We start from the raw sequence: 25,967 nt of genomic DNA on the forward strand, positions 1-25,967 counted from the left end.
GCCGTGGCGGGGGCGCGCCGCGGGAGGGGGCCGCCGTGCTGGAAGTGGATCGGGCGGCCGTAGCAGAAGCCGGCCTCGGGGTGGGCGTCCAGCAGAGCCGCCGCGCGGCTCAGCGCGCCCGGGACCAGGCGGTCGTCGGCGGAGAGGAGGGCGCAGTAGTCGCCGTCGGCCCACTCCAGCAGGCCCTCGTTGTAGGTGGCGATGTGTCCGCGGTTGGTCTCGTGGACGCGGACCTCGATGCGTTCGTCCTGCGCGGCGAGCTTGCGGGCGGCTTCGGCCGAGTCGTCCGGGGAGGCGTCGTCGATGATCAGGACCCGGACGTCGACGCCCGGCTGTTCGTCGAGCACGCTGCGGACGCAGTCCTCCAGGTAGTGGCCGTACTTGTAGCAGGGGACGACGACGCTGACGCTGCTCATGTCGGTGGGGCCAATCCCCGGGCGGCGGGGAGCCGGCGCGAGGGCCGGCTCCCCGCCGCCCGGTGGGTCGGAACGGAAGGGAACGATGGTGCGGCTTCAGGTGCGGGTGCGGCTCGGCCGCGGCTGGGTCAGACGAACACCGGCAGCGTCAGGCCCGGTTCGAGCCGTCCCGGCGTCCAGTCGGCGAACCGCGCGAACTTCGGGAAGTTCGCCGTGCCCGCCCCCGCGTGGTGCGGCAGGTGGGGACGCGGGTAGCCGGTGCTCAGCAGCCAGGTGCGGACTGCCACCTCGTGCCCGTGCCGGTCCTGCGCGGTGAGCGTGATCCGGTAGGCGACGCCGTAGGCCAGCGGTCCGGCGGGCCGGAGGGTGACCTGGTGGGTGGCCGGGTTGTAGCCGATGACGGCGGAGTAGCTGTCGTCGTCGGGCCAGTCCCCGGCGGACGGGGTGGTGCTGATGTCCGCGTCGACGGTGGCCGGGTCGGCGGTGGCGGGCAGGGTCGCGGTGAGCGGGTGCGCCGCGTCCACGATCCGGTCGGGCCCGGTCGTGTGCGCGCCCTTGCCGGAGCCGGACAGCGGCGCGGCCGACAGCGCGAGGCCCCCGGGCGCCGGCGCCGTCGCCGGGACCGCGGCCCCGGCGACGGTCGTCCGGCTGGCCACGCCACTGGTCCCGCTCGGCGAGAACACCGGGCTCACCCAGTAGTTGGCCGAGCCGGACGAACCGGTCGGGAAGGCCGAGGTGCTGCCGTAGGCGTAGACGCCGTTCGACGCGCCGCTCGCGTCGGCGGGGGCGCTCAGCGGGTAGGCCAGGTGGGCGCCGCTGAAGTAGCCCTCGTCGGCCGCGTAGTTGCCGTGCGGGGCGTGGTAGGAGACCACGTAGGTGGTGTTGGCGCTGATCGCGACAGGGGTCGCGAAGGTCAGCGTCTGCCAGCCCGAGGCGGTCTCGTTCGTGAAGGTGCCGGTGGCCAGGAGCGCCCCGGAGGACGACCAGAGGGTGCCGGTGTGAGTGCCGGTGTTGCCGGTGCCCTTGTAGAAGGTGACGCCGGTGACGTTGCCCGCCACGGCGGCCTGGAAGCGGGCGCCCAGCTCGAGGGAGTTGGGGTCGGCGGTGGTGTCGGGCGTGCCCGGCAACGCGGTCGACGGCCACAGCGTGCAGGGGCAGTTGGTCGCGGGCGGGGTCGCGCTGGTGGTGAACGTCCAGGTGACCGGGGCTGTCATGGCGTTGCCCCACAGGTCGGAGACCTGCACCGACGCCGTGTAGACGGTGTTCAGGGCGAGCTGCGTGGACGGCGTGAACGTCGCCACGTTGCCGGAGGTCACCGCGGCGGTCCCCGGGACGGCGGTGCCGTTGGGGGCCTTGACGGTGAAGGCCAGCGTGCTCTGGTCGACGCTCTCGTTGAACGTGGCCGACACCGGGCTGGTGATGGAGACGTTGGTCGCGCCGGAGGTGGGCGACTTCACGGTCACCGACGGCGGCGTGGTGCTGGCCGTCGAGGTGTCCAGCACCACGTCCACCCAGTAGTTGCTGCCGTTCGAGGCGGTCGTCGGGAACGCGCTCGTCGAGCCGTAGTGGTAGACGCCGTTGCTGCCCGAAGCTCCGCCGCTCTGCAGTTCGGTGAGCGGCGCCAGGCCCGCGCTCTGGTTGGTGAAGTAGCCGCCGTCGTAGGAGTAGCCGCCGCTGGGCGCGAAGTAGGAGGCGACGTAGGTGGTGTTGGGCTTGACCGGGATCGGGGAGGCGAAGTTCAGCTGCTGCCACCCGGACGCGGTCTCGTTGGTGAAGGTGCCGGTCGCCAGCAGCTGGCCGCTCGCGCTCCAGAGGTTGCCGATGTGCGTGCCGGTGTTGGCGGTGGACTTGTAGAAGCGCACGGCGGTGATGGAACCGGGGCTGCTGGTCTGGAACTTGACGCCCAGTTCGACCGCGCTGCCGTCACCGGCGTTGACGGTGCCGGGAACGGAGTTGGCGGCGAAGACGGAGCAGGGGCACGCTTGCGGACCGACGGTGAGCGGCACCGAGGCGACCGCCCCCACGTTGGCGCTGTCGTCCTCGGCGCGGACCTGGATCTGGGCCGAGCCCTGCGCGGTCGGCGTCCACGAGTAGCTCCACGAGGTGAGCCCCGTGGCGGGGTTCCAGGTGGTTCCGCCGTCGGTGGAGACCTCGACCCGGGCCACGACGCCCCCGCCGTTGTCGGCGGCCGTGCCGGTGATCGTGACCGGCTTGAGCGCCGGGACGGTGCTGCCGGAGGACGGGCTGGTCACGGTGACGGTCGGGCCGACGGTGTCGGTGGAGGCGCTGGCGGCGACCAGGCCGCTCTGCAGGGTCACCGGCTGGAGGCCCATGTCGGCCAGGATGTTGACGGTGGCCTGCTGCATCCGGGCGTCCGCGGTGACCACGGTCTGGCTGGGGTCGGAGGTCGGGACGTTGGTCAGGCCCCAGGACCACTGGACGGTGCCGGATCCGAAGACCAGGGCGTGCGAGGTCGGATCGCGGAACTCCACCAGGCTGTGGGTGGCCAGGCCGTTGCCGTAGTTGTTGCCCCAGTCCTCGCGCAGCGTCCCGTTCTCGACGTCCACGGTCGTCGAGGAGAGGTCGATCTCACCGCTCGGGCGGCTGGCGTCGGCCACGTCGCTGTCCCACTCGTAGCCGAGCGTGCCGGTCGGGAAGACGGCGGTCTGGGAGGGGGTGAGGTTCGCGACGGAGGTGTTGCGCCAGATGCGCAGCTTGGCGTAGTTGCCTGGCACGGTGATCGCGTCGCTGCGGTAGCCGTTGACCTGGAACAGGCTGCCGGTCAGCGCGTTCTCCGGCTCGTAGGGCTGGTTGTAGTTGGCGCTGGCCGGGTCCATCCAGGTGCCGGTCCAGGTGCCGCTCGGGTCCGCCACGCCGTCGGGCTGGGGGAACTCCAGCTTGGTCATCTTGTAGCAGACCAGGGTGCGGTTCGGCGTGTTGGAGCCGTCGACGCTGGGCGCGAGCCGGGTCTTCCAGAAGACCTCGTTCCCGCTGAAGAACGCCTCGTTGACGCCCGCCTTCCGGGCGGCCAGGACGTTGTCGTACTGGGCCTGGTTCCAGTACTCGTCGTGGCCGTCGGACATGAAGACCTTGTGGTTCAGCAGCAGTGAGCCGTTGGTCGACACGTCCAGACCCGAGACGTAGCTGACGTCGTATCCGTTCTGCTCCAGCCACGAGATCATCTCGTACTCGGAGCCGTACACGCCGTTGTCGCCGCCGATGTCCAGCGGACGGTTGTAGCTCACCTGGTAGGCGCGTCCGTCGGGCGCGGGTCCGTTGCCCTGGTAGAGGTTCTGGCCGCCCCACATGTTGTAGGCCTGCCAGGTCTCGTCGGAGGTCTGCACGACCATGGCCGAGTGGCTGGAGTCGTCGCGGACCACGAACGGGTACGGCATCAGGCCGTTGCCGTCCGTCTGGTCGAAGTTGGCGATGTACAGGCCCGATACCGCGTCGCTCGGCACCGTCCAGCTGGCCGTGACCGGCCAGGCCCCGCAGTCGACCAGCCCGGTGGTGGCGCTGGTGTTGCAGGACGCCACCTTGGTGGCGTAGTCGGCCGGGTAGGTCTGCGCGGCCTGGGCGGCGGTGGACATCTCCCGCGCGCCGTCGCCGCCGTAGTAGCCGAGCCGGTAGATCTCGACGTGGTACGAGACCGGCGACTGGATCTTGAACTGGATGGTGGAGCCCGGCGTCACGCTCTCCTGGGTGGAGAAGCCCTGGATGTCGCCCCACGCGTTGGGCGAGAACCAGTCCGACATCGGCGTGCCGGGCTTGGAGTTCTCGCAGACGATCGGGTTGGAGCCGGTCCCGCACGGATCGGAGACCGCGTGGGCCGCCGAGCCGGCGGCCAGCGGCAGGAGCAGGGCGGCCAGCGTCGCCAGCACGGCGAGCAGGCCGAGCCGGATGCGGGCTTGACTTCGTATGGGTCGGTTGCTTCGGACGGTGCGTTTCATGGTTTCCCCGGGGTACAGCAGCTCGTGCGGCTTAACGCGGAGGCGGCGTCAGGGCCCTGACGCCGTCCGCGCGATGACGACGCCTCCCGGCGTCGCGCGACCAGTTCTCCTCGATGTGGTGCCGTCGTGCGGTACTGCTGTGGTGCGGTGGAGCGGGTGCTGCGGTGGTGCGGCTTTTGCGGTGGAGCGGTGGTGCCGTGGTGCGTCCGTGCGGTGGTGCGCCCGTCAGCCCAGAGCGCCGGTCAGCGCGTCCACGACGCGGGCCTGCTGATCGGCGGTCAGGTGCGGGTGGAGCGGGAGCGAGAGGATCTCCTCTGCGGCCCGCTCGGCCTGGGGGAAGGAGCCTGGGCCGAGGCCCAGACGGGCGAAGGCCGGGGTGAGGTGCACGGGCGTCGGGTAGTGGATCGCCGCGCCGATCCCGGCCGCGTTCAACTTGCCCACGACGGCGTCCCGGTCCGCGCCGGGTACGCGCACCACGTAGAGGTGCCAGACGTGTTCGTTGCCCTCGGCGGCGGTGGGCGGCACGACCCTGCCGTCCGCGGCGAGCCCGGCCAGCAGCTCCCCGTAGCGGGCGGCCGCGTCCCGTCGCGCCTGGTTCCACCCGGCGAGGCGGGCCAGCTTGGCCCGCAGGACCACCGCCTGGAGACCGTCGAGGCGGCTGTTGAAGCCGGCCAGGTCGTGCCGGTACTTCACCGTGCTGCCGTGGTTGGCCAGCGACCTCACCGTGGCGGCGAGTTCGGGATCGTCGGTGAGCACCGCGCCGGCGTCGCCGTACGCGCCCAGGTTCTTGCCGGGGTAGAAGCTCGTCGCGGCGATCCCGCCCTGGCCGGGCGTGCGCCCGTTCCGGCTCGCCCCCTGGCTCTGGGCCGCGTCCTCGACGACGCGGACGTGCGAGGGAAGCGCGGCGGCGAGCTCGGCGGCAGGCGCCGGCTGGCCGTAGAGGTGCACCGGCACGACGGCGCGCGTGTCCGGGCCGATGGCGTCGAGGGCGGCGTCCGGGTCGATGAGGTAGCTGTCCGGCAGGCAGTCCACCAGCACCGGCACCGCGCCCAGGCGCGCGGTGGCGCCGGCGGTCGCGATGAAGGTGTTGGCGGGCAGCACGACCTCGTCCCCGGCGGTGACGCCCGCCGCGCGCAGCGCGAGTTCGACCGCGTCGGTGCCGTTGGCCACGCCCACACAGTGCGCGACGCCGCCGAACGCGGCGTACTCCCGCTCGAACGCGGCGACTTCCTCCCCGCCGACGAACGCGGTGCGGGCGAGCACGCGGTCGAACCCGGCACGGATCTCGTCCGCGATCTCGGCATGCGCCGCGCCCAGGTCGACGAGGTGGATCTGGTCCATCGGTCGGTACTCCTGTCGTATGGGGGAGTTGCACGATCCAGGGGCGCGAGGAACCGCGCGGTCAACCACTGATGGGCGGATGGCCCTGGGCGTTCGGTGTGCTTCCTCCCTGGGTGGCTTGCCGCGCCCCGCGGCGGAGCCGCAGATCGGAAGAGCCTCGCGCCCCTGGGAGGTGCAACTCGTTGAGGACTGGCTCGGGAACCGCGCGGAGCCTCCGGGCCGGGCTGCCGATCCAGACCTCGCCCGCCGGGAGGTCGTCCAGCAGCAGCGCGCCCAGGCCCAGTTGCGACCACGCGCCCACGCTGACGCCCTCGCGGACGAGCGCGCCCGCGCCCACGTACGCGCCCACGCCCACCTCGACGCCGCCGCCCAGGCGCACGCCGGAGGCGATCGTGGCGAAGTCCCCGACGATGTCGTCGTGCGTCAGCACGACCTGCGGCATCACGGCCACATGCGCTCCGAGCCGCACCGCCGCCGTCAGCGCGCAGTGCGCGAGCAGCACCGAGCCGGGGCCGACGGACGCGCTGTCCGCGACCGCCGCCGTGGGGTGGATCACCGTCGCGTACCGCTGCTCCGGCAGCCCGAGGCGGCGGACCAGCCGGGCACGGCCGGCCCAGTCGCGCGGGTTGCCGACGCAGACCACCACGGGCGCGTCGGGGTGGGCGTGCACGAGCTCGCTGCCGCCGAGGACCGGGACCCCGTCGACCTCCGTGCCGTGGCGGGCCGCGTCGTCGTCCAGGTGGCCCAGCACCGCGTCGGGGCCGTCGGCGGCGCGCGCGGCCTGCGCGGTCTCCCGCGCGAAGCCGCCCGCGCCGACGATCAGCAGGCCCTTCACCGCGGGGCCTCGCGGGCCAGCGCCTCGACCACGCGGTCCTGCTGCTGCTCCGTCATGGTGTGGAAGAGCGGCAGGATCAGCGAGTCGCGGGTGATCCGTTCGGTGACGGGCAGGTCCGCGTGCGGGTGGTCCGCGTAGGCGGGCTCCAGGTGGGCGGCCATGATGCCGCGCCGCGCTGAGATCCCGGCCTCGGCCAGACCGGCCAGCACCGCGTCGCGGCCCTCGGGCCAGCCGTCCTCCGGGAGCACCCAGTAGGACTGGAAGGTGGTCGTCCCGTGCGCGGGGTCGCGGACCGGTCGCAGCCGCGGCAACTCGGCGGCGAGCAGCGCGTCGTAGCGGGCTGCCAGCGCCCGGCGTCGCCCCACGACCTCGTCGAGCTTGCCGAGCTGGACCAGGCCGACCGCGGCCTGGATGTCCGTCATCCGGTAGTTGAAGCCGACCTCCAGGTACTGCTCCAGCACCGGGGTGCGGCTGGCGTGGCGCTCGGCGGCGGAGGCGTTCATGCCGTGCTCGCGCAGTCGCCGCAGCCGGGCGGCGACCTCGGCGTCGTCGGTGGTGACCATGCCGCCCTCGCCGGTGGTGATCACCTTGCGCGGGTGGAAGGACCAGGCCGCGAGCAGCGCGCCCGCGCCGACCGGGCCGCCGGCCACGGTCGCGCCGATCGCGCAGGCCGCGTCCTCGACGATCGCGACGTCCCACTGGGCGCACGCCTTGCGTACGGCCTCGACGTCCGCCGGCACGCCGCCCTGGTGGACCAGGACGACGGCGCGGGTGCGCTCGCCGCGCACGGCGGCGATCGTCTCGGCGGTCAGGTTGCCCGTCGCCAGGTCCACGTCGGCGAAGACGGGCTCCGCGCCGACGTAGCGGACCGCGTTGGCGGTGGCGATGAAGGAGAGCGAGGGCACCACGACCTCGTCGCCGGGCCCGAGGCCCAATGCGACGAGGGACAGGTGCAGCGCGGTGGTGCAGGAGCTGACGGCGACGCCGTGGGCGGCGCCGACCCGCTCGGCGAAGGCCTGCTCGAAGGCGGCGACGCGCGGCCCCTGCGCGACCCAGCCGGAGCGGACCGCCTCGGCGGCGGCCTGCGCCTCCTCCTCGCCGAGCCAGGGCACCATGACCGGGATCCGGTCCTGCGCCCCGCTCATGCCCCGGCCTCCGCCACCGCCGCTGCCGCGTCGGCGGCGCGCTCGGCGCGCCACCAGGCGACCAGGTCGGCGAGCCCAGTGCGCATGTCGATCTCGGCCCGGAAGCCGAGCCGCTGCGCCGCGTTCTCGATCTCCGCGAGCCGCCGCGTCACGCCGTTGACGGCGCGGGCCGGGCCGTGGACCGGGGCGAGGTCGGACCCCATGGCCTCCAGCAGGCCCTGCGCCAGCTGGAGCAGGCTGGTCTCGCTGCCGCTGGCGACGTTGAAGACCTCGTCGGTCAGCTCCGACTCCGCCGCCAGCAGGTTGGCGCGGGCGATGTCGCGGACGTCGACGAAGTCCATGGTCTGGGTGCCGTCGCCGAGGATCAGCGGGGGCTCGCCGGACTCGATCCGCTCCATCCAGCGGATCAGCACCTCGGTGTAGAGGCCGTGGATGTCCATCCGCGGTCCGTAGACGTTGAAGTAGCGCAGCGCCACGTAGTCCAGCCCGTACATGGCGTGGAAGCTGCGCAGCATGCCCTCGTTGAAGGCCTTGGCCGCGCCGTAGAAGGTGTCGTTGTTGTAGGGGTGGTGGCGCTCGGTGGTCGGGAAGGTCTCGGCGAGCCCGTAGACCGAGGCCGAGGAGGAGGCGACCAGCTTGCCGACGCCGGCCTGGACGGCCGCCTCCAGGACGTTGAAGGTGCCGTCGACCATGACCTCGTTCGCCAGCCGCGGCTCCTCCGCGCACTGGGTGATCCGGATGGCGGCGAGGTGGAAGACCAGCTCGGCGCCCTCGGTGGCCTTGCGGACGGTGTCGGCGTCGCGGATGTCGCCCTCGACGACCTCCACCACGCCGCTCGGCAGCGCGGTGGCCAGGTTGGCCATCCGCCCGCGCACGAAGTTGTCGAGGACGGTGACCTTCTCGGCCCCGTGCTGCACCAGCAGGTCGACCAGATTGGAGCCGATGGTGCCCGCTCCGCCCGTCACCAGGATCCGCTTGCCGCGTACGCTGCCCAAGTCGCTTTCCTTCATGAGGTGTTACCGGTGCTTTCGGTTCTGTTGCGCTGACTGCCGTCCAGTGCCCCGGCAGCCGTTCAGTGGCCCGTGCGCAGGCCGACGACCGCGCCGTGGAAGGCGAGGCTGCGGGACGCCGCCTCGAGGATGTCCAGCACCCGCAGGCCGGCCCGGCCGTCGGTGAGCGGCGGACGGCCGGTGGTGATCGCGTCGGCGAACTCCTCGACCATCGCGCGCAGCGCCTCCCGCTCGGCGAGCGCGGGCGCGACCATGTCGCCGGTGCGGTAGGAGACGAGCATGTCCCGCCGCTCCTCCGCGCCGATCTCCTGCGGCGCGGCGAGGTCGACGCCCCGGTCGAAGACGGCGATGCGCTGCGCCGGGTTGAGGTCGTCCCAGACCAGGGTGCGCTTGGCGCCGCCGACCATGGTGGTGCGCACCTTGGTCGGGGAGAGCCAGTTGACGTGGACGTGGGCGATGGCGCCGGTGCTCAGCTGGAGCGTCAGGTAGCCGATGCAGGCCTGGCCCGCGCCGATCGGGTCGGCGCCGTGGGCGGCCACCGCGACCGGCTGGACGTGCTCGGGCAGGATGAAGTCGAGGATGGACAGGTCGTGCGGGGCCAGGTCCCACAGCACGTCGATGTCCTTCTGCACCAGGCCCAGGTTGATCCGCACCGAGTCCACGTAGTGCAGCTCGCCCAGCTCGCCGCCGAGGACCAGTTCGCGGATCCGGGCCACGGCCGGGGTGTAGCAGTAGGTGTGGTCGCACATCAGGGTGAGCCCGCGCTGTTCGGCCTCCTCGACCAGGCGCAGACCGTCGGCGTAGGTGGCCGCGAGCGGCTTCTCCACCAGGACGTGCTTGCCCGCCTTGAGCGCCGCGAGGGCGACGTCGAGGTGGGTGCCGGCGGGGGTCGCCACGGCCACAGCGTCGATCTCCGGGTCCGCGAGCACCTCGCCGAGGTCGGCGGTGGCCTGGACGGTCGAGTAGCCGCCGAGGACCCGGCGGGCCCGGTCGACGTCCAGGTCGCACAGCGCCCGCAGCCGGAACCGGTCGCTGCCCTGGAAGTTGCGCACCAGGTTGGGGCCCCAGTAGCCGGCGCCGACGACGGCGACGCCCAGTGTCCGGCGCTCGCCCTGCGCCCCGGCGCTCACCGACGCTCCGCTCCGCTGCGCTTCGCTCTGCCGCGCTTCGCTCTGCTGCGGTTCGCCCTGCCGCGCTTCGCTCTGCTTCACCTGGGCGCTCCCCCTCGTCCGTCCGGATGCCGTGCTCTGCGATGAGTCCTGCGTGTGGCGCATCAGTAGGCCCCCGTCCCGCGCACCACGGCCGGGCCGGTGCGCCGCAGGATGTCCGCGTCCAGCGCGAGGGACCAGTTGTCGACGTAGGCCAGGTCCAGGCGGACGGCCTCCTCCCAGGGGAGGTCGGATCTGCCGCTCACCTGCCACAGGCCGGTGAGGCCGGGCTTGACCAGCAGCCGGCGTCGGATCTCGTTGGTGTAGCCGTCCGCCTCGGCGGGCAGCGAGGGACGCGGGCCGACCAGCGACATGTGTCCGGCCACCACGTTGATCAGCTGCGGGAGTTCGTCGATCGAGTAGCGGCGCAGCGCCGAGCCGACCCGCGTGATCCGCGGATCCGCCTTGATCTTGAACAGCAGCCCGTCGCTGTTCTGGTTGAGCTGTTCCAGCTTGGCTCTGCGCTGTTCCGCGTCCGTGTGCATGGTGCGGAACTTGAACATGGTGAAGTGGTTGCCGTACTGGCCCACGCGGCGCTGCCGGAACAGGGCCGGGCCGGCGCTGTCCAGCCTGACCACCAGCGAGACCGCGAGCAGCAGCGGCGCCAGGGTGAGCAGCATCGCAGCCGCCAGCGACCGCTCCAGCAGCTCCTTCGGGAGCCGCGCGCTTCGGCCCAGCTCCGGTGCGCGGACCCCGATCAGCGCCATGCCGTCGGCCACCCGCACCGAGAGCCGGGACGCGGCCACGTCCGTGAGCAGCGGCGCGACCAGGAAGTCGGCGCCCGCCGCCGCGGCGCTCCAGGAGAGCCGTCGCATGTCCGCCGCGCCGATCTGCGGCGTCGGGACCACGACGACCGCGCCGCTGTCGGTGTCGTGCAGGGCGTTCGGCAGCTCGTGCAGACCGCCCCACACGTGTTCGGCCCACGGGCCGAGGGCGCCTGCCTGCTCCGGGTCGGTCAGGCACAGGCCCGCGACGCTCAGGGCACTGGTGGGCGTCCCGCCGAGCCGGGGCAGCAGTTCGAGCAGCCCCTCCGCCGAGCCGATCACGACGGCGGCCCGGTGCCGCCGCTCGGCGGCGAAGCGCCGCAGCAGCTGTCGGCGCAGTACGAGTCGCACGGCGACCGCCACCAGGGCGACCGGGAGCGCCGCCACCATCATGGAGTGCAGGAAGTCGTCGTCCCGCAGCAGCAGCCAGTAGCAGCTGACCGCGACGGCCGGCAGCGCCACCGCGCCGCGCAGCACCCGGCGGAACTCCTCGGGCCCGGCGCCGAGCGTGTCCGGGTCGTAGGCCCGGTAGGCGCCCATGGCGAAGAGCCAGGCCGGCGGAAGCCCCAGGACCAGGGCCCAGTGCCGGTGCTGACTGTGGATCAGCAGACCTGCCAGCACGGCGGCCAGTGCGTCCGCAGCCAGCAGCGTTCGTCGATAGGTGCGCAGCCATTGGCGGCGTCGTGCGTTGCCCTGCGTGCGAGTGGTCTGGTGATGCCCGTGTGTAATCGGTCCGACGATCATGCACCCCCCCGGGATTCCGGCTCGTGCCTCAGCCCGCGTTGTCACATCCGAACTGGTCGAACAGCTGGATCTGTCGCCGTACAAGATGTCGTGCAAGAGTGGTGCCGAGGCCCGAGGGCCGTGTGCGCCCTCCCCAACCCCCTTGGGAACGGAATAGGTCAAGGGCTGGTAAACCCTGGCCTTACCGGCGCTCGCGCAGCAATCTAGAGCATGCGGACACAAGGACGGGAAAGAATCGGATACTTCGTGATTCTCGTGCCGCAAGTTCTGGCCATACTGCGTGTGTGATGTACGAGACTCGTGAAGACATCAGCCTGGTGATCCCCGCTCACAACGAGGAGCGGGTCGTGGGCCGCCTGCTCGACGCGCTGCTGGCCGAGGGCACGGACGGGTTCGACATCGTCGTCGTCTGCAACGGCTGCACCGACGCGACGGCTGCGGCCGCCCGCTCCCGTGGGCCGGCCGTGCGCGTCGTCGAACTCGAACAGCCGTCCAAGCACCGCGCGTTGAGGGTCGGCGACGATCACGCGCGCGGCTTCCCCCGGCTCTACGTCGACGCCGACGTGGTCCTGTCGGGGGCGGACGCGCGCCGGGTCGCGGCGGCCCTGCGGACGCCCGGCGTGCTCGCCACCGCACCGGAGCGGGAGCTGCCGCTGGCCGCCAGCGACTGGCGGGTCCGGGCCTTCTACCGCGTCTGGCTGCGACTGCCGACGGTCCGTCAAGGACTCTTCGGACGAGGCGTGGTGGCCGTGACCGAGGAGGGCCATGCGCGACTCACCGCACTGCCCGAGCTGATGGCCGATGACCTGGCCTTCTCCCTCGCCTTCCGGGCCGAGGAGCGGCAGGTGGTGCCCGAGGCGCGCGCGGTCATCCAGCCCCCGCGCAACTGGCCGGATCTGATGCGTCGTCGCATCCGTGCGATGACATCCAGCGCGCAACTGGAGCACCACCAGCGCGCGAGCGGCACACCGGCGCACGGCGACAGCGCCGAGAGCGCCCGCACGAGCCTCGGCGACCTGCGCACGCTGGTGCGCGCCGAGCCGCGCCTGCTGCCGTCCGTCGTGGTCTTCGCCGCCACCGCGCTCCTGGCCCGCCGCGCGGCGCGGCGGGCGATCCGCGCGGGCGACTTCGCCACCTGGCTGCGGGACGAGAGCAGCCGTTCCTGACCTTCCCTGCCCGTATCGCTTCTCCTGGGAGAGACCACACATGAGCGATTCCGTCAGCATCCGCGCCACCGCCCAGGTCGACCCCTCCGCCGAGGTCGGCGATGGCACCACCGTCTGGGACCTCGCCCAGATCCGCGAGAAGGCGGTCCTCGGCCGCGAGTGCATCGTCGGCCGGGGCGCGTACGTCGGCCCCGGCGTCCGGCTGGGCGACCGCGTCAAGCTGCAGAACCACGCCCTGGTCTACGAACCCGCCGTGCTGGGCGACGGCGTCTTCGTCGGGCCCGCGGCGGTGTTCACCAACGACCACTTCCCCCGCTCGGTCACCCCGGACGGCAGGCTCAAGCGCGGCGAGGACTGGGAGGCCGTGGCCGTGGTGGTCGAGGAGGGCGCGTCCGTGGGCGCGCGCTCGGTCTGCGTCGCGCCCGTCCGCATCGGCCGCTGGGCCCTGATCGCCGCGGGCGCGGTGGTCACCCGCGACGTCCCGCCCTTCGCCCTCGTCGCCGGCGTCCCCGCCCGCCGCATCGGCTGGGTCGGCCGCGAGGGCTCCCGCCTCACCGAAGCCCCCGACCGCCCCGGCATCTGGGTCTGCCCGGTGACCGGCGCGCTCTACCAGGAGCGCGACGGCCTGCTGTCCGAGCTCTGAGCCCCCCGCCCGCGCCGCAACCCCGCGGCGCGGGCCTACCCCCGGGGCTCGCGCAAGCTCTCAGCCGCGGGCCTTGGCGACCAGTTCCTGGAAGGCCGGCTGCCGCAGGGCGAGCGTCAGCGAGTCCTGCCAGTAGGGCTGGACCGCGACGCCCGCCTCGGCCCAGCGGTCGTGGGCGAGGACGCTGTAGCTCGGGCGCGCCGCCGGGCGCGGGAAGGCCGCCGTGGTGGTCGGGCGGACGCGCGCCGGGTCCAGGCCGGCCTCGGCGAAGACCGCGCGGGCGAGGCCGTGCCAGGTGGTGCGGCCCGCGGACGTGCCGTGGTAGACGCCGGGCGGGGCCTCGCCCCTCAGCGCCGAGCGGCCGAGGGCGATGAGTTGCCGGGCGAGCGGAAGCGTCCACGTCGGCTGGCCGTGCTGGTCGTCGACGACGTCCACGCTCGGCCGTTCGGCGGCCAACCGCAGCATCGTGGCGACGAAGTTCCCGCCGTGCTCCCCGTAGAGCCAGGCCGTGCGGACGACGTAGCCCGCCTGTGGCAGGCGCTCCGCGAGCAGCCGCTCGCCCAGCAGCTTGCTGCGGCCGTACGCGTTCGGCGGACCCGTCGGCGCGTCCTCCGGCTGCGGCTCCGGGGAGGCGCCCGGCAGCACGTAGTCCGTGGAGAGCTGGAGCAGCCGCGCGCCGCTGCTCGCGCAGGCGTCCGCGAGCAGCCCCACCGCGTGGCCGTTCACCGCCTCGGCGCGCGACTCCTCGCCCTCCGCGCCGTCGACGTCGGTGTACGCCGCGCAGTTGACGACGACATCGTGTCCGGCGACAGCGGCCCGCACCGCCGACGCGTCGGTGACGTCCAGGGCCGCGCGGTCCGCCGCGGTCACCCGGTCCTCCCCCGCCTGCGCCAGCGCCGCGCACAGGTCCCGCCCGAGCATGCCGCCGGCGCCGGTGACCAGCCAGCGAGCACCCGTGCCCGCTCCCCCCACAGCGGTCACCGCTCCGCCACCCGGTGCTTCAGCGGCTCCCACCAGGCGCGGTTCTCGCGATACCAGGCGACGGTGTCCGCCAAGCCCTGCTCGAAGCCGACCTGGGGCTCGTAGCCCAACTCGTGCCGGGCCTTGCCGATGTCGAGCGAGTAGCGCAGGTCGTGCCCCTTGCGGTCCTCGACGGGGACGACCCGGTCCCAGTCCGCGCCGGTCGCCTCCAGCAGCAGACCGGTCAGCTCACGGTTGGTGAGTTCGCGGCCGCCACCGAGGTTGTAGACCTCCCCGGCACGCCCCTTGAGCAGCGCCAGGGTGATGCCGCGGCAGTGGTCGGAGACGTGCAGCCAGTCGCGCACGTTGGCGCCCGTCCCGTAGAGCGGCACCGTGCCGCCGTCCAGCAGGTTCGTGGTGAACAGCGGGATGACCTTCTCCGGGAACTGGTACGGCCCGTAGTTGTTGGAGCAGCGGGTGACCACGACGTCCGCGCCGTGGGTGCGGTGGTGGGCCAGCGCCATCAGGTCGGCCGACGCCTTCGAGGCCGCGTACGGGGAGTTCGGCGCGAGCGGCCAGTCCTCCGTCCAGGAGCCCTCGGTGATCGAGCCGTAGACCTCGTCGGTCGACACGTGCAGGAACCGGCCCACCCGGTGCCGCCGGGCCGCGTCCAGCAGCACCTGCGTGCCGAGCACGTTCGTGGTGACGAAGGGCACCGCCCCGGTGATCGAGCGGTCCACATGGGACTCCGCCGCGAAGTGCACCACCGCGTCCTGCCCGGCGGTCACCTCGTCCACCACGGCCGGGTCGCAGATGTCGCCCTCGACGAAGGCGAACCCCGGATGCCCCTCGACCGGGGCCAGGTTGGCGCGCACGCCCGAGTAGGTGAGCTTGTCCAGGACGGTGACGCGCGCGCCGTGGAGCGGGGCCCCGGCCGCGGTGAGTGTCTGCCGGACGAACTCCGAACCGATGAAACCGGCGCCGCCGGTGACCAGAATCCGCATAGTGCCGTCAGCATAGGCAGAACCCCGGGCCGACCGGGCCGGAACGCCCGCGCGCGGCGGATGAACGTCCGGCGCGGTGGATGAACATCGCTCCGCATCCGGGGAACGGCCCTGATCGGTCATCAACTCCCGCTAGCGTGTGCGACATGCGCGGCATCCTTCTCGCGGGCGGCACCGGCAGCAGGTTGTGGCCGCTGACCCGATCCGTGTCCAAGCAGCTCATGCCCGTCTACGACAAGCCGATGGTCTACTACCCGTTGGCCACCCTGCTGATGGCGGGCGTCCAGGAGATCCTGGTGCTCACCGCACCCGACGACCAGGCGCAGTTCCGCAGGCTCCTCGGCGACGGCTCCCAGTGGGGGGTGCGGCTGGAGTACCGCGTGCAGGAACGTCCCGAGGGCATCGCGCAGGCGTTCGTCCTCGGCGCGGACTTCATCGGCGGCGAGGCCGTGGCGCTGATCCTGGGCGACAACATCTTCCACGGCAGCGGGCTCGGCACCCGGCTGGCCGAGAACAAGGGCCTGGACGGCGGCCACATCTTCGCCTACCAGGTCGCCGACCCGTCCGCCTTCGGCGTCGTCGAGTTCGACGAGACCGGCACGGTGCTGTCGATCGAGGAGAAGCCCGCCCGCCCGCGCTCCCGCTACGCGGTGCCCGGGCTGTACTTCTACGACAACGACGTCGTCGACCTGGCCCGGCAGCTGCGGCCCAGCGCCCGCGGCGAACTGGAGATCACCGACATCAACCGCGCCTACCTGGACCAGCGTCGGCTCCGCGTGAGCCGACTGGACCGCGGCACGGTCTGGCTCGACACCGGGACCTTCGAGTCGCTGGTCCAGGCGGCCGAGTACGTGCGCGTCATCGAGCAGCGCCAGGGCCTGAAGGTCGGGTGCGTCGAGGAGATCGCCTGGCGCATGGGCTTCATCGACGACGCGCGACTGGAAGAGCTCGCCCGACCGCTGGAACGCAGCGGTTACGGTACGTACCTGATGGACCTGCTGGCCTCCGGAGGCTCGTGATGAAGATCCGCCCGCTCGCCGTCGAGGGCGCCTGGGAGATCACCCCGCAGCAGCACGCCGACCCGCGCGGCAGCTTTCTGGAGTGGTACCGGCCCGACCGCCTGGCCGAGGCGGGCGTCCGCCCGTTCCCGACCGCCCAGGCCAACCTGTCCGTCTCCGCCGCCGACGTGGTCCGCGGGGTGCACTTCGCCGACGTGCCGCCGGGCCAGGCCAAGTACATCACCTGTGTGACGGGCGCCGCCTGGGACGTGGTGGTGGACCTGCGGGTCGGCTCGCCGACGTTCGGGCGGTGGGACGCGGTGCTGCTCGACACCGTCGACCGCCGTGCGCTGCACCTGGCGGAGGGCCTCGGCCACGCCTTCTGCTCCCTCACGGACGACACCACGGTCGTCTACTTCTGCTCCGAGACGTACGCGCCGCAGCGCGAGCACACCGTGCACCCGCTCGACCCCGACCTGGCCATCACCTGGCCGGTCCCCATCCCCCTTCTGTCCGACCGCGACGCCGCCGCGCCCAGCCTCGCCGAACTCCTCGCGGCCGGCCGCCTGCCCCGCTATGACGCCGGCGCGGGAAATTCGATGGCAGCGGCCTCCCCCAACTCCCTAACCTCGTCCCAGCGGACGTCGTAACGGCGGAAACGACGCAGACGCCCGCGCCGAGCGTCGAGTGCTGGGACACAACGGGGCCTGCAGGAGGGCCCCGCTGTCGGGCCCTCCAGGCCCTGGCCGGATGGCTCGCGGGGTTCGATTCCCTGGCGGCGCACCATCACATGAACCACATACGGGGGAACCGCGCATGGCCACCAAGCTGAACCAGATCATCGCCGTCGAGAAGGGCGTCAAGGCGAAGGCGTTCGCCGATCTGACGCAGGCTCATCACGACGTGCAGAAGGCCACGTTGCTGACCGGCATCGCCCGGACCTACCAGCCGCGCGACGAGGAGGGCGAGATGTTCCCGCCGGAGTCGACGCGGGTGCAGGTGCACGCGGAGGACGTGCTGCGCACCACGGCGGCCTCGCTGACCCGCCTGTTCGACGTCACCGCGACGAAGGACTGGGCGAACTGCGAGGCGCGCGCCGACGTGCAGGTCGACGGCCGGGTGCTGCTGGCGGACGTGCCGGTGAGCTACCTGCTGTTCCTGGAGAAGCAGTTGGTGGACCTGCACACCTTCGTCAAGAAGCTGCCGGTGCTGGACGCCGCCGAGTCGTGGAGCCAGGACGAGTCCACGGACAGCTGGCGCACGGAGCCGGTGAAGACCAACCGCACCAAGAAGGTCTACCGCAACCACGTGAAGGCGGAGGCCACCGAGAAGCACCCGGCCCAGGTCGACGTCTACACCGAGGATGTGACGATCGGCTACTGGACCACGGTGAAGTTCTCCGGCGCGCTGCCGGCCCGGCGCGTCAACGAGCTGCTGGAGCGGGTCGAGAGGCTCCAGCAGGCGGTCAAGTTCGCACGCGAGGAGGCCAACGGCACGGAGGTGCGGGACCAGCGGATCGGTGACGCGGTCTTCGGGTTCCTCTTCGCGTAATCCAAAAAAGACTCCCCGCCCCCAGTGGGCGGGGTGCGCCAGGAGCGCAAGCTGAAGCTGAAGCTTGTCGTGACGAACGCGGTACAGAGGAGGTTCGAGTCCTCCCCCCGGCACTTCGCGCCGGGGTAGCCCAACAAAGGTAGAGGCGCCGCGATCAATCTCAGACTCTCGCTCCAGACTCAGCATCCGCCACCCGGCGTCGGATCGACCGAGTGCGGGCAGCACTCGCCGGATGCAGGTTCAACTCCTGTTCTCCGCTCCATCGTGCGGAGGTAGTTCAAAGGTAGAACACGGCGAACTGAGAATGACCCGCACTCTTAAACGTGCCGACGCCACCGGAGGTGGCACAACGAGGCCCGGGAGCCGGATATGCTCCCGGGTCTCACTGATGCACTGATGCGCTGACGCTTTTCAGCCCCGGGCCCAGCACTGGACCATGGTGAACGTCGTGCCGCGCCGCTCGGGCGCGGCGAGCTCCGTCTCGGCCTCCGCCAGCAGGGCGTCCAACTCGCCGGGATCGGTGAAGGCGACCAGACGCTCGCGCAGCACCTCGGCCATGTCGAGCGGCATGCGCAGGTAGGGGTGGCCGGGCGCGAGCTCCAGCACCTCGGTGCGGACGCGCGGGTTGAGACCGCGCGCGTGCAGCAGCTCGGGAAGGGCGCGGCCCGCGTCCATGTCGCCGCCGGACGTGCGGAACACCTGGGCGAGCAGTTCGATGACGCGCTGCGCGGCCGGCGCCGGAGCCTCGAAGCGCCAGGTGCGGCAGTCCGGCTCCTCCAGCGCGAGCACACCGCCCGGTGCCAGCAGCGCCAGATGGCTGCTGAGCTGCTCCTCCGCCCGTCCCAGCGGAGCCAGCATCAGCCGCGCGTGGACCAGGTCGAAGCCGTGCCGCTCCAGCCTGGAGACGAACAGGTCGTCCACCAGCAACCGCACGTTGAGCAGCTTGTCGCGCTCGGCGACGCCGGCGGCGCGTTCCAGCAGCGCCTTGTCGATGTCGGAGCCCAGCACCGAACCGGTCTCGCCCGCCCAGGAGCTCAACAGCCGCAGCCAGCCGAGGGCGCCGCAACCGACGTCGAGGGCGCGGCGGCCGTGGCCGTCGGGGCTGATCTGCTCCAACAGCCTTCGCCCGGCCGGCTCCCAGACCTCGGACTGGAGCAGCAGGCGGTCAAGCTCCAGCTCCCTGGCTCGACCAGCCGCACCGGACTGACCAGCCTGACCAGCCAACAGGTAATCGCTCATCGCGTCCCCAACCCGAACCCTCGGCACCGGCGGTCCAACCGTAGAACCGTAGCAATCCGGCCGCCTGACCGGGCGGCATCTTGACACAACTCCGACCTGTCGGGGCGAAGGGCCGCCGGCCGCGTCACCGGCAGGCCGCGGCGAGCCGGGTGAGCCCGAGGATCGCGTCGACCGTGGGTGTGGGGACGTCGACCGCTCGGCCGATCTCGCGCACCGCGCCGACCAGTGCGTCGAGCTCCAGCTCCCGTCCGGCCTCCATGTCCTGGAGCATCGAGGTGCGGAACGCGCCCAGCTTGCGGGTCACCACCGTGCGGTCGTCCGGGGTCTCGCCGATCGGGCAGCCGATCCGGGCGCCGATCTCGGCGGCCTCGCGCATCGCCGCGTGGCAGAAGGCCAGCACGAGCTCGTCGTCGATGATCCGGTCGGCGGTCGCGCGGGTCAGCGCGGAGACCGGGTTGGTGGTCATGTTGCCCCAGAGCTTGTACCAGATGTCCGCCTGGATGGACTGGGACCCGGTGGCGTCCAGTCCGGCGCCGCGCATCAGCTCGACCAGCGCGGCCAGGCGCTGCGAAGCGGTGCGGTCCGGCTCGCCGAGGATGAGCCCGGTCCCGGCGACGTGCCGGACCAGGCCGGGCTCGGGCACGGCGCAGCTCATGTGCACCACGCTGCCGACGACGTGCCGCACCGGGATCGCGGCAGCGGTGCGGCCGCCGGGGTCGACGGAGTCGAGCGAGCGGCCCTCGCACGGTCCCCCGAAACCCTCGAAGAACCACCACGGCACTCCGTTGAGCGCCGGGATCACGACCGTCTCCGGCCCGAGCAGCGGCGTCACCGCCGGCAGCACGGCGGGCAGCGCCTGCGCCTTCACGGCGAGCAGCAGCAGGTCCTGCTCGCCCAGCGCCGCGAGGGACGCCGGGTCGGCGGAGTCGGCGAGCGCGGCGACCGGCGCGCTCAGCAGCGTTCCGTCCGCCTCGCGCACCCGCCAGCCGTGCTCCGCCAGCGCCGCGTGCGTCGCGCCGCGCGCGACCGCGCTCACGGCCGTCCCCACACTGGCGGCGGCCAGCCGCGCTCCGATGAACCCGCCGATCGCGCCCGCGCCTATCACTGTGATCCGCATGGCGTGAACCTACCCGCTGCGGCAGACGCTCTCCCCCGGAAACGGGGGGCTCGGAGGCCGCGCGCCAGCGCGTCAGCGCGACGGCGTCGGCAACCGGTCGGCGACGGTCCGGTCCGCGAAGCCGGAACTGTCCCGTCCACGTGACCGCCGACAGGCGAACGCCTGACGGCAGGGCCTCCGGCCGGGCAGCGCCCGAGAGGGTCGGGGGCGGGCGGGCACGCCGGTCACCGCCGCAGCCCTATCCGCGCACGCGCTGCCGCCGCGCCGGGCCCGCGCTCCGGCAGAGTTCAGCCAGGCGGGACGCGAACTCTCAGCCGCCGCAGTGAAACCCCCGCACCCGCTGCCGCCAGGCCCGGCCCGCGCCCCCGCAGAGTTCAGCCAGGCGGGACGCGAACCCTCACCGGCCGCAGCGAAACCCCCACACCCGCTGCCGCCAGGCCCCGCCCGCACTCCGGCAGAGTCCGGCCAGTCCGGCACGAACCCTCAGCCGCCGCAGCCTTAGCCACGCACGTGCTGCAGCCAGGCCGGGCGGCCGGCCAGGGTGCGGGCGCGCTTCGCCGCCTCGGCGGCGGCGAGTTCCTCCGGGGTGGCGAAGCAGCGCGGGATCCACTCCTCGGAGCGGGCGACGCGTGCGGCCAGGTGCCGCACGTAGGCGTCCCGCAGCGCGTCGGGGCTCGGGAAGCCGGGCTCGGGCGCCAGCCACTCGTCCGGGACCTCGGCGACGACCTCGCGCAGCAGCGCCTCGGTGACCAGCGGCGCGAGCACGCCGTCGGCGGCGAGCACGTCCGGCGCGTAGCCGCCGAGGGCGTGCGTGGACAGGTCGTACGCCTTGCCCACCGCCTCGTCCGCGCCCTCCCAGCGGTGATGGAAGATCAGCGCCGCGCCGTGGTCGATCAGCCAGAGCCGGCGGTGCCAGACCATCAGGTTCGGGTTGCGCACGGTCCGGTCGACGTTGCCGACCAGGGCGTCGAACCAGACCACGCGGCCCGCCTCCTCGGAGGTGAGGTCGACGCCGTCCTGGCCGGGCGTGAAGTCGGTGGCCCCGGGCAGGTAGTCCATGCCGAGGTTCAGCCCCTCACTGGCCCGGTGCAGGTCCTGGACCTCCTGGTCCGGCTCATGCGCGGCGACGGCCGGGTCGAACCGGACCAGCACCAGCTCCGGCACGCGCAGGCCCAGCCGGCGCGCCAGCTCCCCGACGATCACCTCCGCGACCAGCGCCTTGCGCCCCTGCGCGGCGGCGTGGAACTTCACCACGTACGTCCCGTAGTCGTCCGTCTCCACGACGGCGGGCAGCGACCCGCCCGTGCGCAGCGGCTCGACGTAGTCGAGCGCGGTCACCTCGGCGAGTTCGCCGTGCGCGGCCATCGTCTCCGCCTCCCTCCGTCCGCAGAGCCATGAACCCGTCCCCACCAGCAGATCCACCCAGTCAAGCATCGGTTGCCCTCGTCGTGCGCGGTCGGCCTCTCCCGCCGAGGCCGGCGAGCAGCCGCCCGAGGGTGTCCACCTCGGCCCCGGTGCAGGCGGCCGTGAACCAGTCCTCGGCCACCTCCTCCGCGCTGGCGGTCATCTCCTCCAGCAGTTCCCGGCCGGTCCCGGTCAGCGCGGCGTACGCGACCCGCGCGTCGCGCGGGTCGCTCTCCCGCTCCACCAACCCGATCCGCTCCAGCGGCCCCAGCGCCCTGGTCACCCCGGACGCGGTCAACCCGAGCGCGGCGGCGAGGTCCACCCGCCGCATGCGCCCGCGCTCGGCGGCGCCGAGGTGCAGCAGGATCTGGAGGTCGGCATAGCTGACGCCGTGCCGGTTGGAAAGGACGGAGTCCAGCTGCCGCACCAGCGCGCCGTGCGCGCGGGTGAGCCGCAGTGCGGTGTCGAGCGGGTCGCGCATGGCCCGAACGCTAACAGAAACTTGAGGAGTCAAGTACTGATTAAGTTGTGGCCCCGCCGCGTGGGCGCGACAAGCCACCCACGCAGGCGGAGCCCCGAACGCGCAGGGCCGTCCGCACGGGGTGGTTGCTCGCGCAGCTCCCCGCGCCCCTGGGGGTGCAACCAACTCAGAGTGCAAAAAAAGGAAAGGCCCGCCCCTCCGCCCGCGGAGCGGGGGGAGGGGCGGGCCTTGTGCCGGGTGTCAGCCGCGGAGCGTCGCGCCCACGCGGGTGGCGGCCTCGGCGACGGCCGACTCGCGGGCGGCGGAGGCCTCGTCCGCCGTCAGGGTGCGGTCCGCCGCACGGAAGCGCAGCGCGTAGGCCAGGGACTTCCTGCCCGCGCCGATGCTCTCGCCCCGGTAGACGTCGAACAGCCGCAGTGATTCCAGCAGCTCGCCCGCGCCCGCGCGGAGCGCCGCCTCGACGTCGGCGGCCTTGACCGCGTCGTCGACGACGAGCGCCACGTCCTGGGTCGCCACCGGGAAGGTGGAGATCTTCGGGCCCTCGGCCTTGACCGCGCCGCCCGCCGTCAGCAGGTCCAGGTCCAGCTCCATCGCGCAGGTGCGCTCCGGCAGGTTCAGGGCCTTGACGACGCGCGGGTGCAGCTCGCCCGCGTGGCCGACGAGGACCTCGCCGACGTACAGGCCGGCGCAGCGGCCCGGGTGCCACGGGGTGTGCTGGTCCTGGCGGACCGTCAGCTCCACGCCGGCCGCGTCCGCGACGGTGCGCGCCGCCTCGACGGCGTCGGCCCAGCTCCACGCCTGTGCCTTGCCCCACCAGCCCTGCGGGTCGCGGTGACCTGCGAACACCGCGCCGACGCGGTGCGGCTGACGCGGCAGGGCCGCGTTCAGCTGCGCGATCTCGTCCTCGGTGGGACGGCGGTCGACCGGCAGACGCGGCGCGTGGTACAGCGTCTCCGCCGTGCCGTCGACGCGGAAGACGCGGCCGAGCTCGAACAGCGCCACGTCCGTGGTGCCGCGACCGACGTTGCGGTGCAGCGCGCCGAGCAGGCCCGGCAGCAGCGTGGTGCGGAGCGACGGCTCCTCGTGCGAGATCGGGTTGGCGATCTTCACCGTCTCGCGGCGCGGGTCGCCTGCCTCGATGCCGAGGGCGTCGAGGACCGCCTCGCCGATGAACGGGTAGTTCTGCACCTCGACCTGGCCGGCCGAGGCCAGCGCGACGCCGATGCGGCGGCGCAGGCGCTGAGCCTCCGTCAGGCCGCGGCCTGCCGGGACGTTCGGCAGCGTGGAGGGCAGGTTCTCGTAACCCTCCAGGCGGATGACCTCCTCGCAGAGGTCGTTCGGGTCGGTCAGGTCCGGCCGCCAGGTCGGCGGGGTGACGACCAGCACGTCCGTGCCGACGACCGTGCAGCCGACCTCCTGGAGGCGGCGGACGACGGTCTCGCGGCCGTACTCCTGGCCCGCGACGCGGTCCGGAAGATCGGCGGCGATGGCGATGGAGTGCACCGGGCGCGGCGCGACGATGTCCGTCACACCCGCCTCCGCGGTGCCGCCCGCGACCAGGACCAGCAGGTCCACCGCACGCTGCGCGGCGGCCTTGGTGGCCTCCGGGTCGACGCCGCGCTCGAAGCGCTTGGCCGCCTCGGAGGGCAGCTTGTGGCGACGCGCGCTGCGGGCGATGGAGACCGGCGTGAAGTGCGCGGCCTCGATGACGATCTCGGTGGTGCCGGTGACCTCGCCCGTCTCCGGGTCGACGGCGGCGTCGGCGATCTCGGTGCCCGCTCCGCCCATGACGCCGGCGATGCCGATCGGGCCGGAGTCGTCGCAGATCAGCAGGTCCTCGGCGTCGAGGGTGCGCTCCACGCCGTCCAGCGTGCGCAGCTTCTCGCCCGCCGTCGCGCGGCGCACGGTGATCGCGCCGTCGATGCGGTGCCGGTCGTAGGCGTGCAGCGGCTGACCCATCTCGAGCATCACGTAGTTGGTGATGTCGACGGCCAGCGAGATCGGGCGCATGCCCGCCTTCTGGATCCGGCGCTGCATCCAGATCGGCGACTTCGCCGCCGGGTCCACGCCGACGACGCTGCGCGCGACGAAGCGGTCGCACCCGGTCTGGTCCTCGACCTTGACCGGCGGGCCGTACGAGTTGGCCGGCGGCACGTCGATCAGGGCCGGGTCGCGCAGCGGCAGGTCGTAGGCGATGGCCGTCTCGCGGGCGACGCCGCGCAGCGACAGGCAGTAGCCGCGGTCGGCGGTGACGGCGATGTCCAGCACCTCGTCGACCAGCTCCAGCAGCTCGATCGCGTCGGTGCCGGGCTCGTACTCCGGCGGCAGCACGATGATGCCGTCGTGGTCGTCGCCCATGCCCAGCTCGCGGGCCGAGCAGATCATGCCCTCGGAGGTCTTGCCGTAGGTCTGGCGCGCGGCGATCGGGAACGGACCGGGCAGCACGGCGCCGGGCAGCACCACGACGACCTTGTCGCCGACGGCGAAGTTCCGCGCGCCGCAGACGATGTTCTGCGGCTCACCGGTGCCGTTCGCGTCGCCGACGTCCACCTGGCAGTAGCGGATCGGCTTCTTGAACTCGGTCAGCTCCTCGATCGCGAGGACCTGGCCGACCACCAGCGGGCCCTTGAGGTCGGCGCCGAGCAGCTCGACGCCCTCGACCTCCAGGCCGGCGCGGATCAGCTTGGCCTGGATGTCTCGGCCGGTCTCGCCGGCGGGGAGGTCGACGTACTCCCGCAGCCAGGAAAGCGGGACGCGCATCAGATCTCCATCCCGAACGGGAGGGTGAAGCGCACGTCACCCTCGACGATGTCTCGCATGTCCTCGACGTTGTGCCGGAACATGAGCATGCGCTCGATGCCGAAGCCGAACGCGAAGCCGCTGTACTTGTTGGGGTCGATGCCGCAGGCGACCAGCACGCGCGGGTTGACCATCCCGCAGCCGCCGAGCTCGATCCAGCCCTCGGAGGAGCAGGTCCGGCAGGGACGGTCCGGGTTGCCGACGGACTCGCCGCGGCAGACGAAGCAGACCATGTCCATCTCGGCGGACGGCTCGGTGAAGGGGAAGTAGTTCGGTCGCAGGCGGGTGGAGATGCCCTCGCCGAACAGCGACTGGACCATGTGGTCGAGCGTGCCCTTGAGGTCCGCCATGGTCAGGCCCTCGTCCACGGCCAGCAGCTCGACCTGGTTGAAGACCGGGGTGTGCGTGGCGTCCAGCTCGTCGCTGCGGAACACGCGGCCGGGGCAGATCACGTAGACCGGCGGCTCGGCGGCGGCCAGCAGCGAGCGGATCTGCACGCCGGAGGTGTGCGTGCGCAGGACGACGGAGTCGGCGTCCTTGAGGAAGAAGGTGTCCTGGGTGGAGCGCGCCGGGTGGTCCGGGCCCATGTTGAGCGCGTCGAAGTTCAGCCACTCGGCCTCGACCTCGGGGCCCTCGGCGACGGAGTAGCCCATGGCCGTGAAGACGTCCATCAGCCGCTCGGCGAAGGTCGTCAGCGGGTGCCGGCCGCCGCGCGGGGCGCGGTCGTAGGGCAGCGTGACGTCCACGGCCTCCTCGACCAGCACGCGCGCGTCGCGCTCGGCCTCGAGCTCGACCTTGCGCCCGGCGAGGGCCTTGTTCACCGCGCCACGGGCGGCACCCACACGCTTGCCGGCGTCCGCCTTCGCGGCGGGCGGCAGGGCGCCGATCTCACGGTTCGCGAGCGCGAGCGGGGAGCGGTCACCGGTGTGTGCGACCTTCGCCTCGTGCAGGGCGTCGAGATCGGTCGCGGCGGCGAAGGCGGCGATCGCCTCGTCGCGAAGGCGCTCGATCTCCTCCGGCTTCAAGGCCTCGACCTCCACGGGGTCGTACGACTTGTTGGGTGCGGACATCTCTCTCTTCCCGTTTTGCGGCGACGCGCGGCCAAAAATGAAGTCTAGTGGGTTGCCGTAGGCAAACGGTTCGCCGCCTCAGGGGCGCGAGGCAGTGCTGACATGCGGCTGCGCCACGTGGC

At 72.7% G+C, this 25,967-nt stretch carries 21 protein-coding genes; 5 read left to right on the plus strand and 16 right to left on the minus strand.

Features of this window, described 5'->3' with window-relative positions:
- The 8 genes from TR50_RS48645 to TR50_RS11220 form a co-directional block, all read right to left on the minus strand.
- On the minus strand, window positions 1-416 hold a 416-nt coding region (locus TR50_RS48645; RefSeq protein ID WP_236654379.1), incomplete at its 3' end, for a glycosyltransferase family 2 protein.
- Window positions 417-544: 128 nt separating this feature from the next.
- Entirely contained in the window at window positions 545-4,366 is a 3,822-nt protein-coding gene (locus tag TR50_RS11190; protein ID WP_063775052.1) for a DUF4082 domain-containing protein, read from the minus strand.
- Between the two features lie 225 nt (window positions 4,367-4,591).
- The gene (locus TR50_RS11195) at window positions 4,592-5,707 is read right to left on the minus strand and encodes a DegT/DnrJ/EryC1/StrS family aminotransferase (RefSeq protein ID WP_042418616.1); all 1,116 of its coding nucleotides are present in this window, start codon (window positions 5,705-5,707) and stop codon (window positions 4,592-4,594) included.
- Window positions 5,708-5,768: 61 nt separating this feature from the next.
- Window positions 5,769-6,542, minus strand: a complete 774-nt coding sequence (locus tag TR50_RS11200) for a NeuD/PglB/VioB family sugar acetyltransferase (RefSeq protein WP_084700099.1) — start codon at window positions 6,540-6,542, stop codon at window positions 5,769-5,771.
- On the minus strand, window positions 6,539-7,687 hold the full coding sequence (locus tag TR50_RS11205) for a DegT/DnrJ/EryC1/StrS family aminotransferase (RefSeq protein WP_042418912.1): 1,149 nt from the start codon (window positions 7,685-7,687) through the stop codon (window positions 6,539-6,541). The genes TR50_RS11200 and TR50_RS11205 overlap by 4 nt, the downstream gene beginning before the upstream one ends.
- A complete protein-coding gene (locus TR50_RS11210) occupies window positions 7,684-8,682 on the minus strand; it encodes an NAD-dependent epimerase/dehydratase family protein (protein ID WP_236654380.1) in 999 nt (332 codons plus the stop codon). The genes TR50_RS11205 and TR50_RS11210 overlap by 4 nt, the downstream gene beginning before the upstream one ends.
- Window positions 8,683-8,759: 77 nt before the next feature.
- Entirely contained in the window at window positions 8,760-9,908 is a 1,149-nt protein-coding gene (locus TR50_RS11215) for a Gfo/Idh/MocA family protein (protein WP_236654381.1), read from the minus strand.
- A gap of 62 nt (window positions 9,909-9,970) precedes the next feature.
- Window positions 9,971-11,413, minus strand: a complete 1,443-nt coding sequence (locus tag TR50_RS11220) for a sugar transferase (protein ID WP_084700103.1) — start codon at window positions 11,411-11,413, stop codon at window positions 9,971-9,973.
- Window positions 11,414-11,700: 287 nt separating this feature from the next.
- Here TR50_RS11220 and TR50_RS11225 point away from each other — a divergent pair, with 287 nt between their 5' ends.
- The gene (locus TR50_RS11225; protein ID WP_042418621.1) at window positions 11,701-12,579 is read left to right on the plus strand and encodes a glycosyltransferase family 2 protein; all 879 of its coding nucleotides are present in this window, start codon (window positions 11,701-11,703) and stop codon (window positions 12,577-12,579) included.
- A 40-nt stretch (window positions 12,580-12,619) separates the two neighbouring features.
- Window positions 12,620-13,222, plus strand: a complete 603-nt coding sequence (locus tag TR50_RS11230) for an acyltransferase (RefSeq protein ID WP_042418624.1) — start codon at window positions 12,620-12,622, stop codon at window positions 13,220-13,222.
- A 60-nt stretch (window positions 13,223-13,282) separates the two neighbouring features.
- On the opposite strand, the gene rfbD is transcribed toward TR50_RS11230, so the two are convergent.
- Window positions 13,283-14,143: a dTDP-4-dehydrorhamnose reductase gene (rfbD, locus tag TR50_RS11235; protein WP_042418929.1), complete on the minus strand. Its 861-nt coding sequence runs from the start codon at window positions 14,141-14,143 to the stop codon at window positions 13,283-13,285.
- A 56-nt stretch (window positions 14,144-14,199) separates the two neighbouring features.
- Window positions 14,200-15,186: a dTDP-glucose 4,6-dehydratase gene (gene rfbB / locus TR50_RS11240; RefSeq protein ID WP_042418627.1), complete on the minus strand. Its 987-nt coding sequence runs from the start codon at window positions 15,184-15,186 to the stop codon at window positions 14,200-14,202.
- Between the two features lie 146 nt (window positions 15,187-15,332).
- Between rfbB and rfbA the strand changes: the two genes are divergently transcribed.
- The 3 genes from rfbA to TR50_RS11255 all read left to right on the plus strand — a co-directional run bounded on the left by rfbA (window position 15,333) and on the right by TR50_RS11255 (window position 17,735).
- Window positions 15,333-16,205 (plus strand): glucose-1-phosphate thymidylyltransferase RfbA, encoded by an 873-nt coding sequence (gene rfbA / locus TR50_RS11245; RefSeq protein WP_042418932.1) that lies wholly within the window; start codon window positions 15,333-15,335, stop codon window positions 16,203-16,205.
- Window positions 16,205-16,834 (plus strand): dTDP-4-dehydrorhamnose 3,5-epimerase family protein, encoded by a 630-nt coding sequence (locus tag TR50_RS11250; protein ID WP_042418630.1) that lies wholly within the window; start codon window positions 16,205-16,207, stop codon window positions 16,832-16,834. Before rfbA ends, TR50_RS11250 begins: the two co-directional genes overlap by 1 nt.
- A 166-nt stretch (window positions 16,835-17,000) precedes the next feature.
- A complete protein-coding gene (locus TR50_RS11255) occupies window positions 17,001-17,735 on the plus strand; it encodes a DUF7873 family protein (RefSeq protein WP_042418634.1) in 735 nt (244 codons plus the stop codon).
- Window positions 17,736-18,146: 411 nt separating this feature from the next.
- Here the strand turns inward: TR50_RS11255 and TR50_RS11260 are convergent, their stop codons facing one another.
- The 6 genes from TR50_RS11260 to pheS form a co-directional block, all read right to left on the minus strand.
- On the minus strand, window positions 18,147-18,974 hold the full coding sequence (locus TR50_RS11260; RefSeq protein WP_084700107.1) for a class I SAM-dependent methyltransferase: 828 nt from the start codon (window positions 18,972-18,974) through the stop codon (window positions 18,147-18,149).
- A gap of 124 nt (window positions 18,975-19,098) precedes the next feature.
- Complete coding sequence (locus TR50_RS11265) at window positions 19,099-20,091, minus strand: 2-dehydropantoate 2-reductase (RefSeq protein ID WP_042418638.1); 993 nt, start codon at window positions 20,089-20,091, stop codon at window positions 19,099-19,101.
- Window positions 20,092-20,589: 498 nt separating this feature from the next.
- A complete protein-coding gene (locus tag TR50_RS11270; protein WP_042418642.1) occupies window positions 20,590-21,456 on the minus strand; it encodes a HipA family kinase in 867 nt (288 codons plus the stop codon).
- A 61-nt stretch (window positions 21,457-21,517) separates the two neighbouring features.
- A complete protein-coding gene (locus TR50_RS11275; RefSeq protein WP_042418645.1) occupies window positions 21,518-21,976 on the minus strand; it encodes a MarR family winged helix-turn-helix transcriptional regulator in 459 nt (152 codons plus the stop codon).
- Between the two features lie 240 nt (window positions 21,977-22,216).
- The gene (gene pheT / locus TR50_RS11280) at window positions 22,217-24,736 is read right to left on the minus strand and encodes a phenylalanine--tRNA ligase subunit beta (protein ID WP_042418648.1); all 2,520 of its coding nucleotides are present in this window, start codon (window positions 24,734-24,736) and stop codon (window positions 22,217-22,219) included.
- Window positions 24,736-25,845: a phenylalanine--tRNA ligase subunit alpha gene (gene pheS / locus TR50_RS11285; RefSeq protein ID WP_042418649.1), complete on the minus strand. Its 1,110-nt coding sequence runs from the start codon at window positions 25,843-25,845 to the stop codon at window positions 24,736-24,738. The genes pheT and pheS overlap by 1 nt, the downstream gene beginning before the upstream one ends.
- Window positions 25,846-25,967: the final 122 nt, after the last annotated feature.

The sequence above is a fragment of the Streptacidiphilus anmyonensis genome (assembly GCF_000787855.1).
GTDB classification, from domain to species: domain Bacteria; phylum Actinomycetota; class Actinomycetes; order Streptomycetales; family Streptomycetaceae; genus Streptacidiphilus; species Streptacidiphilus anmyonensis.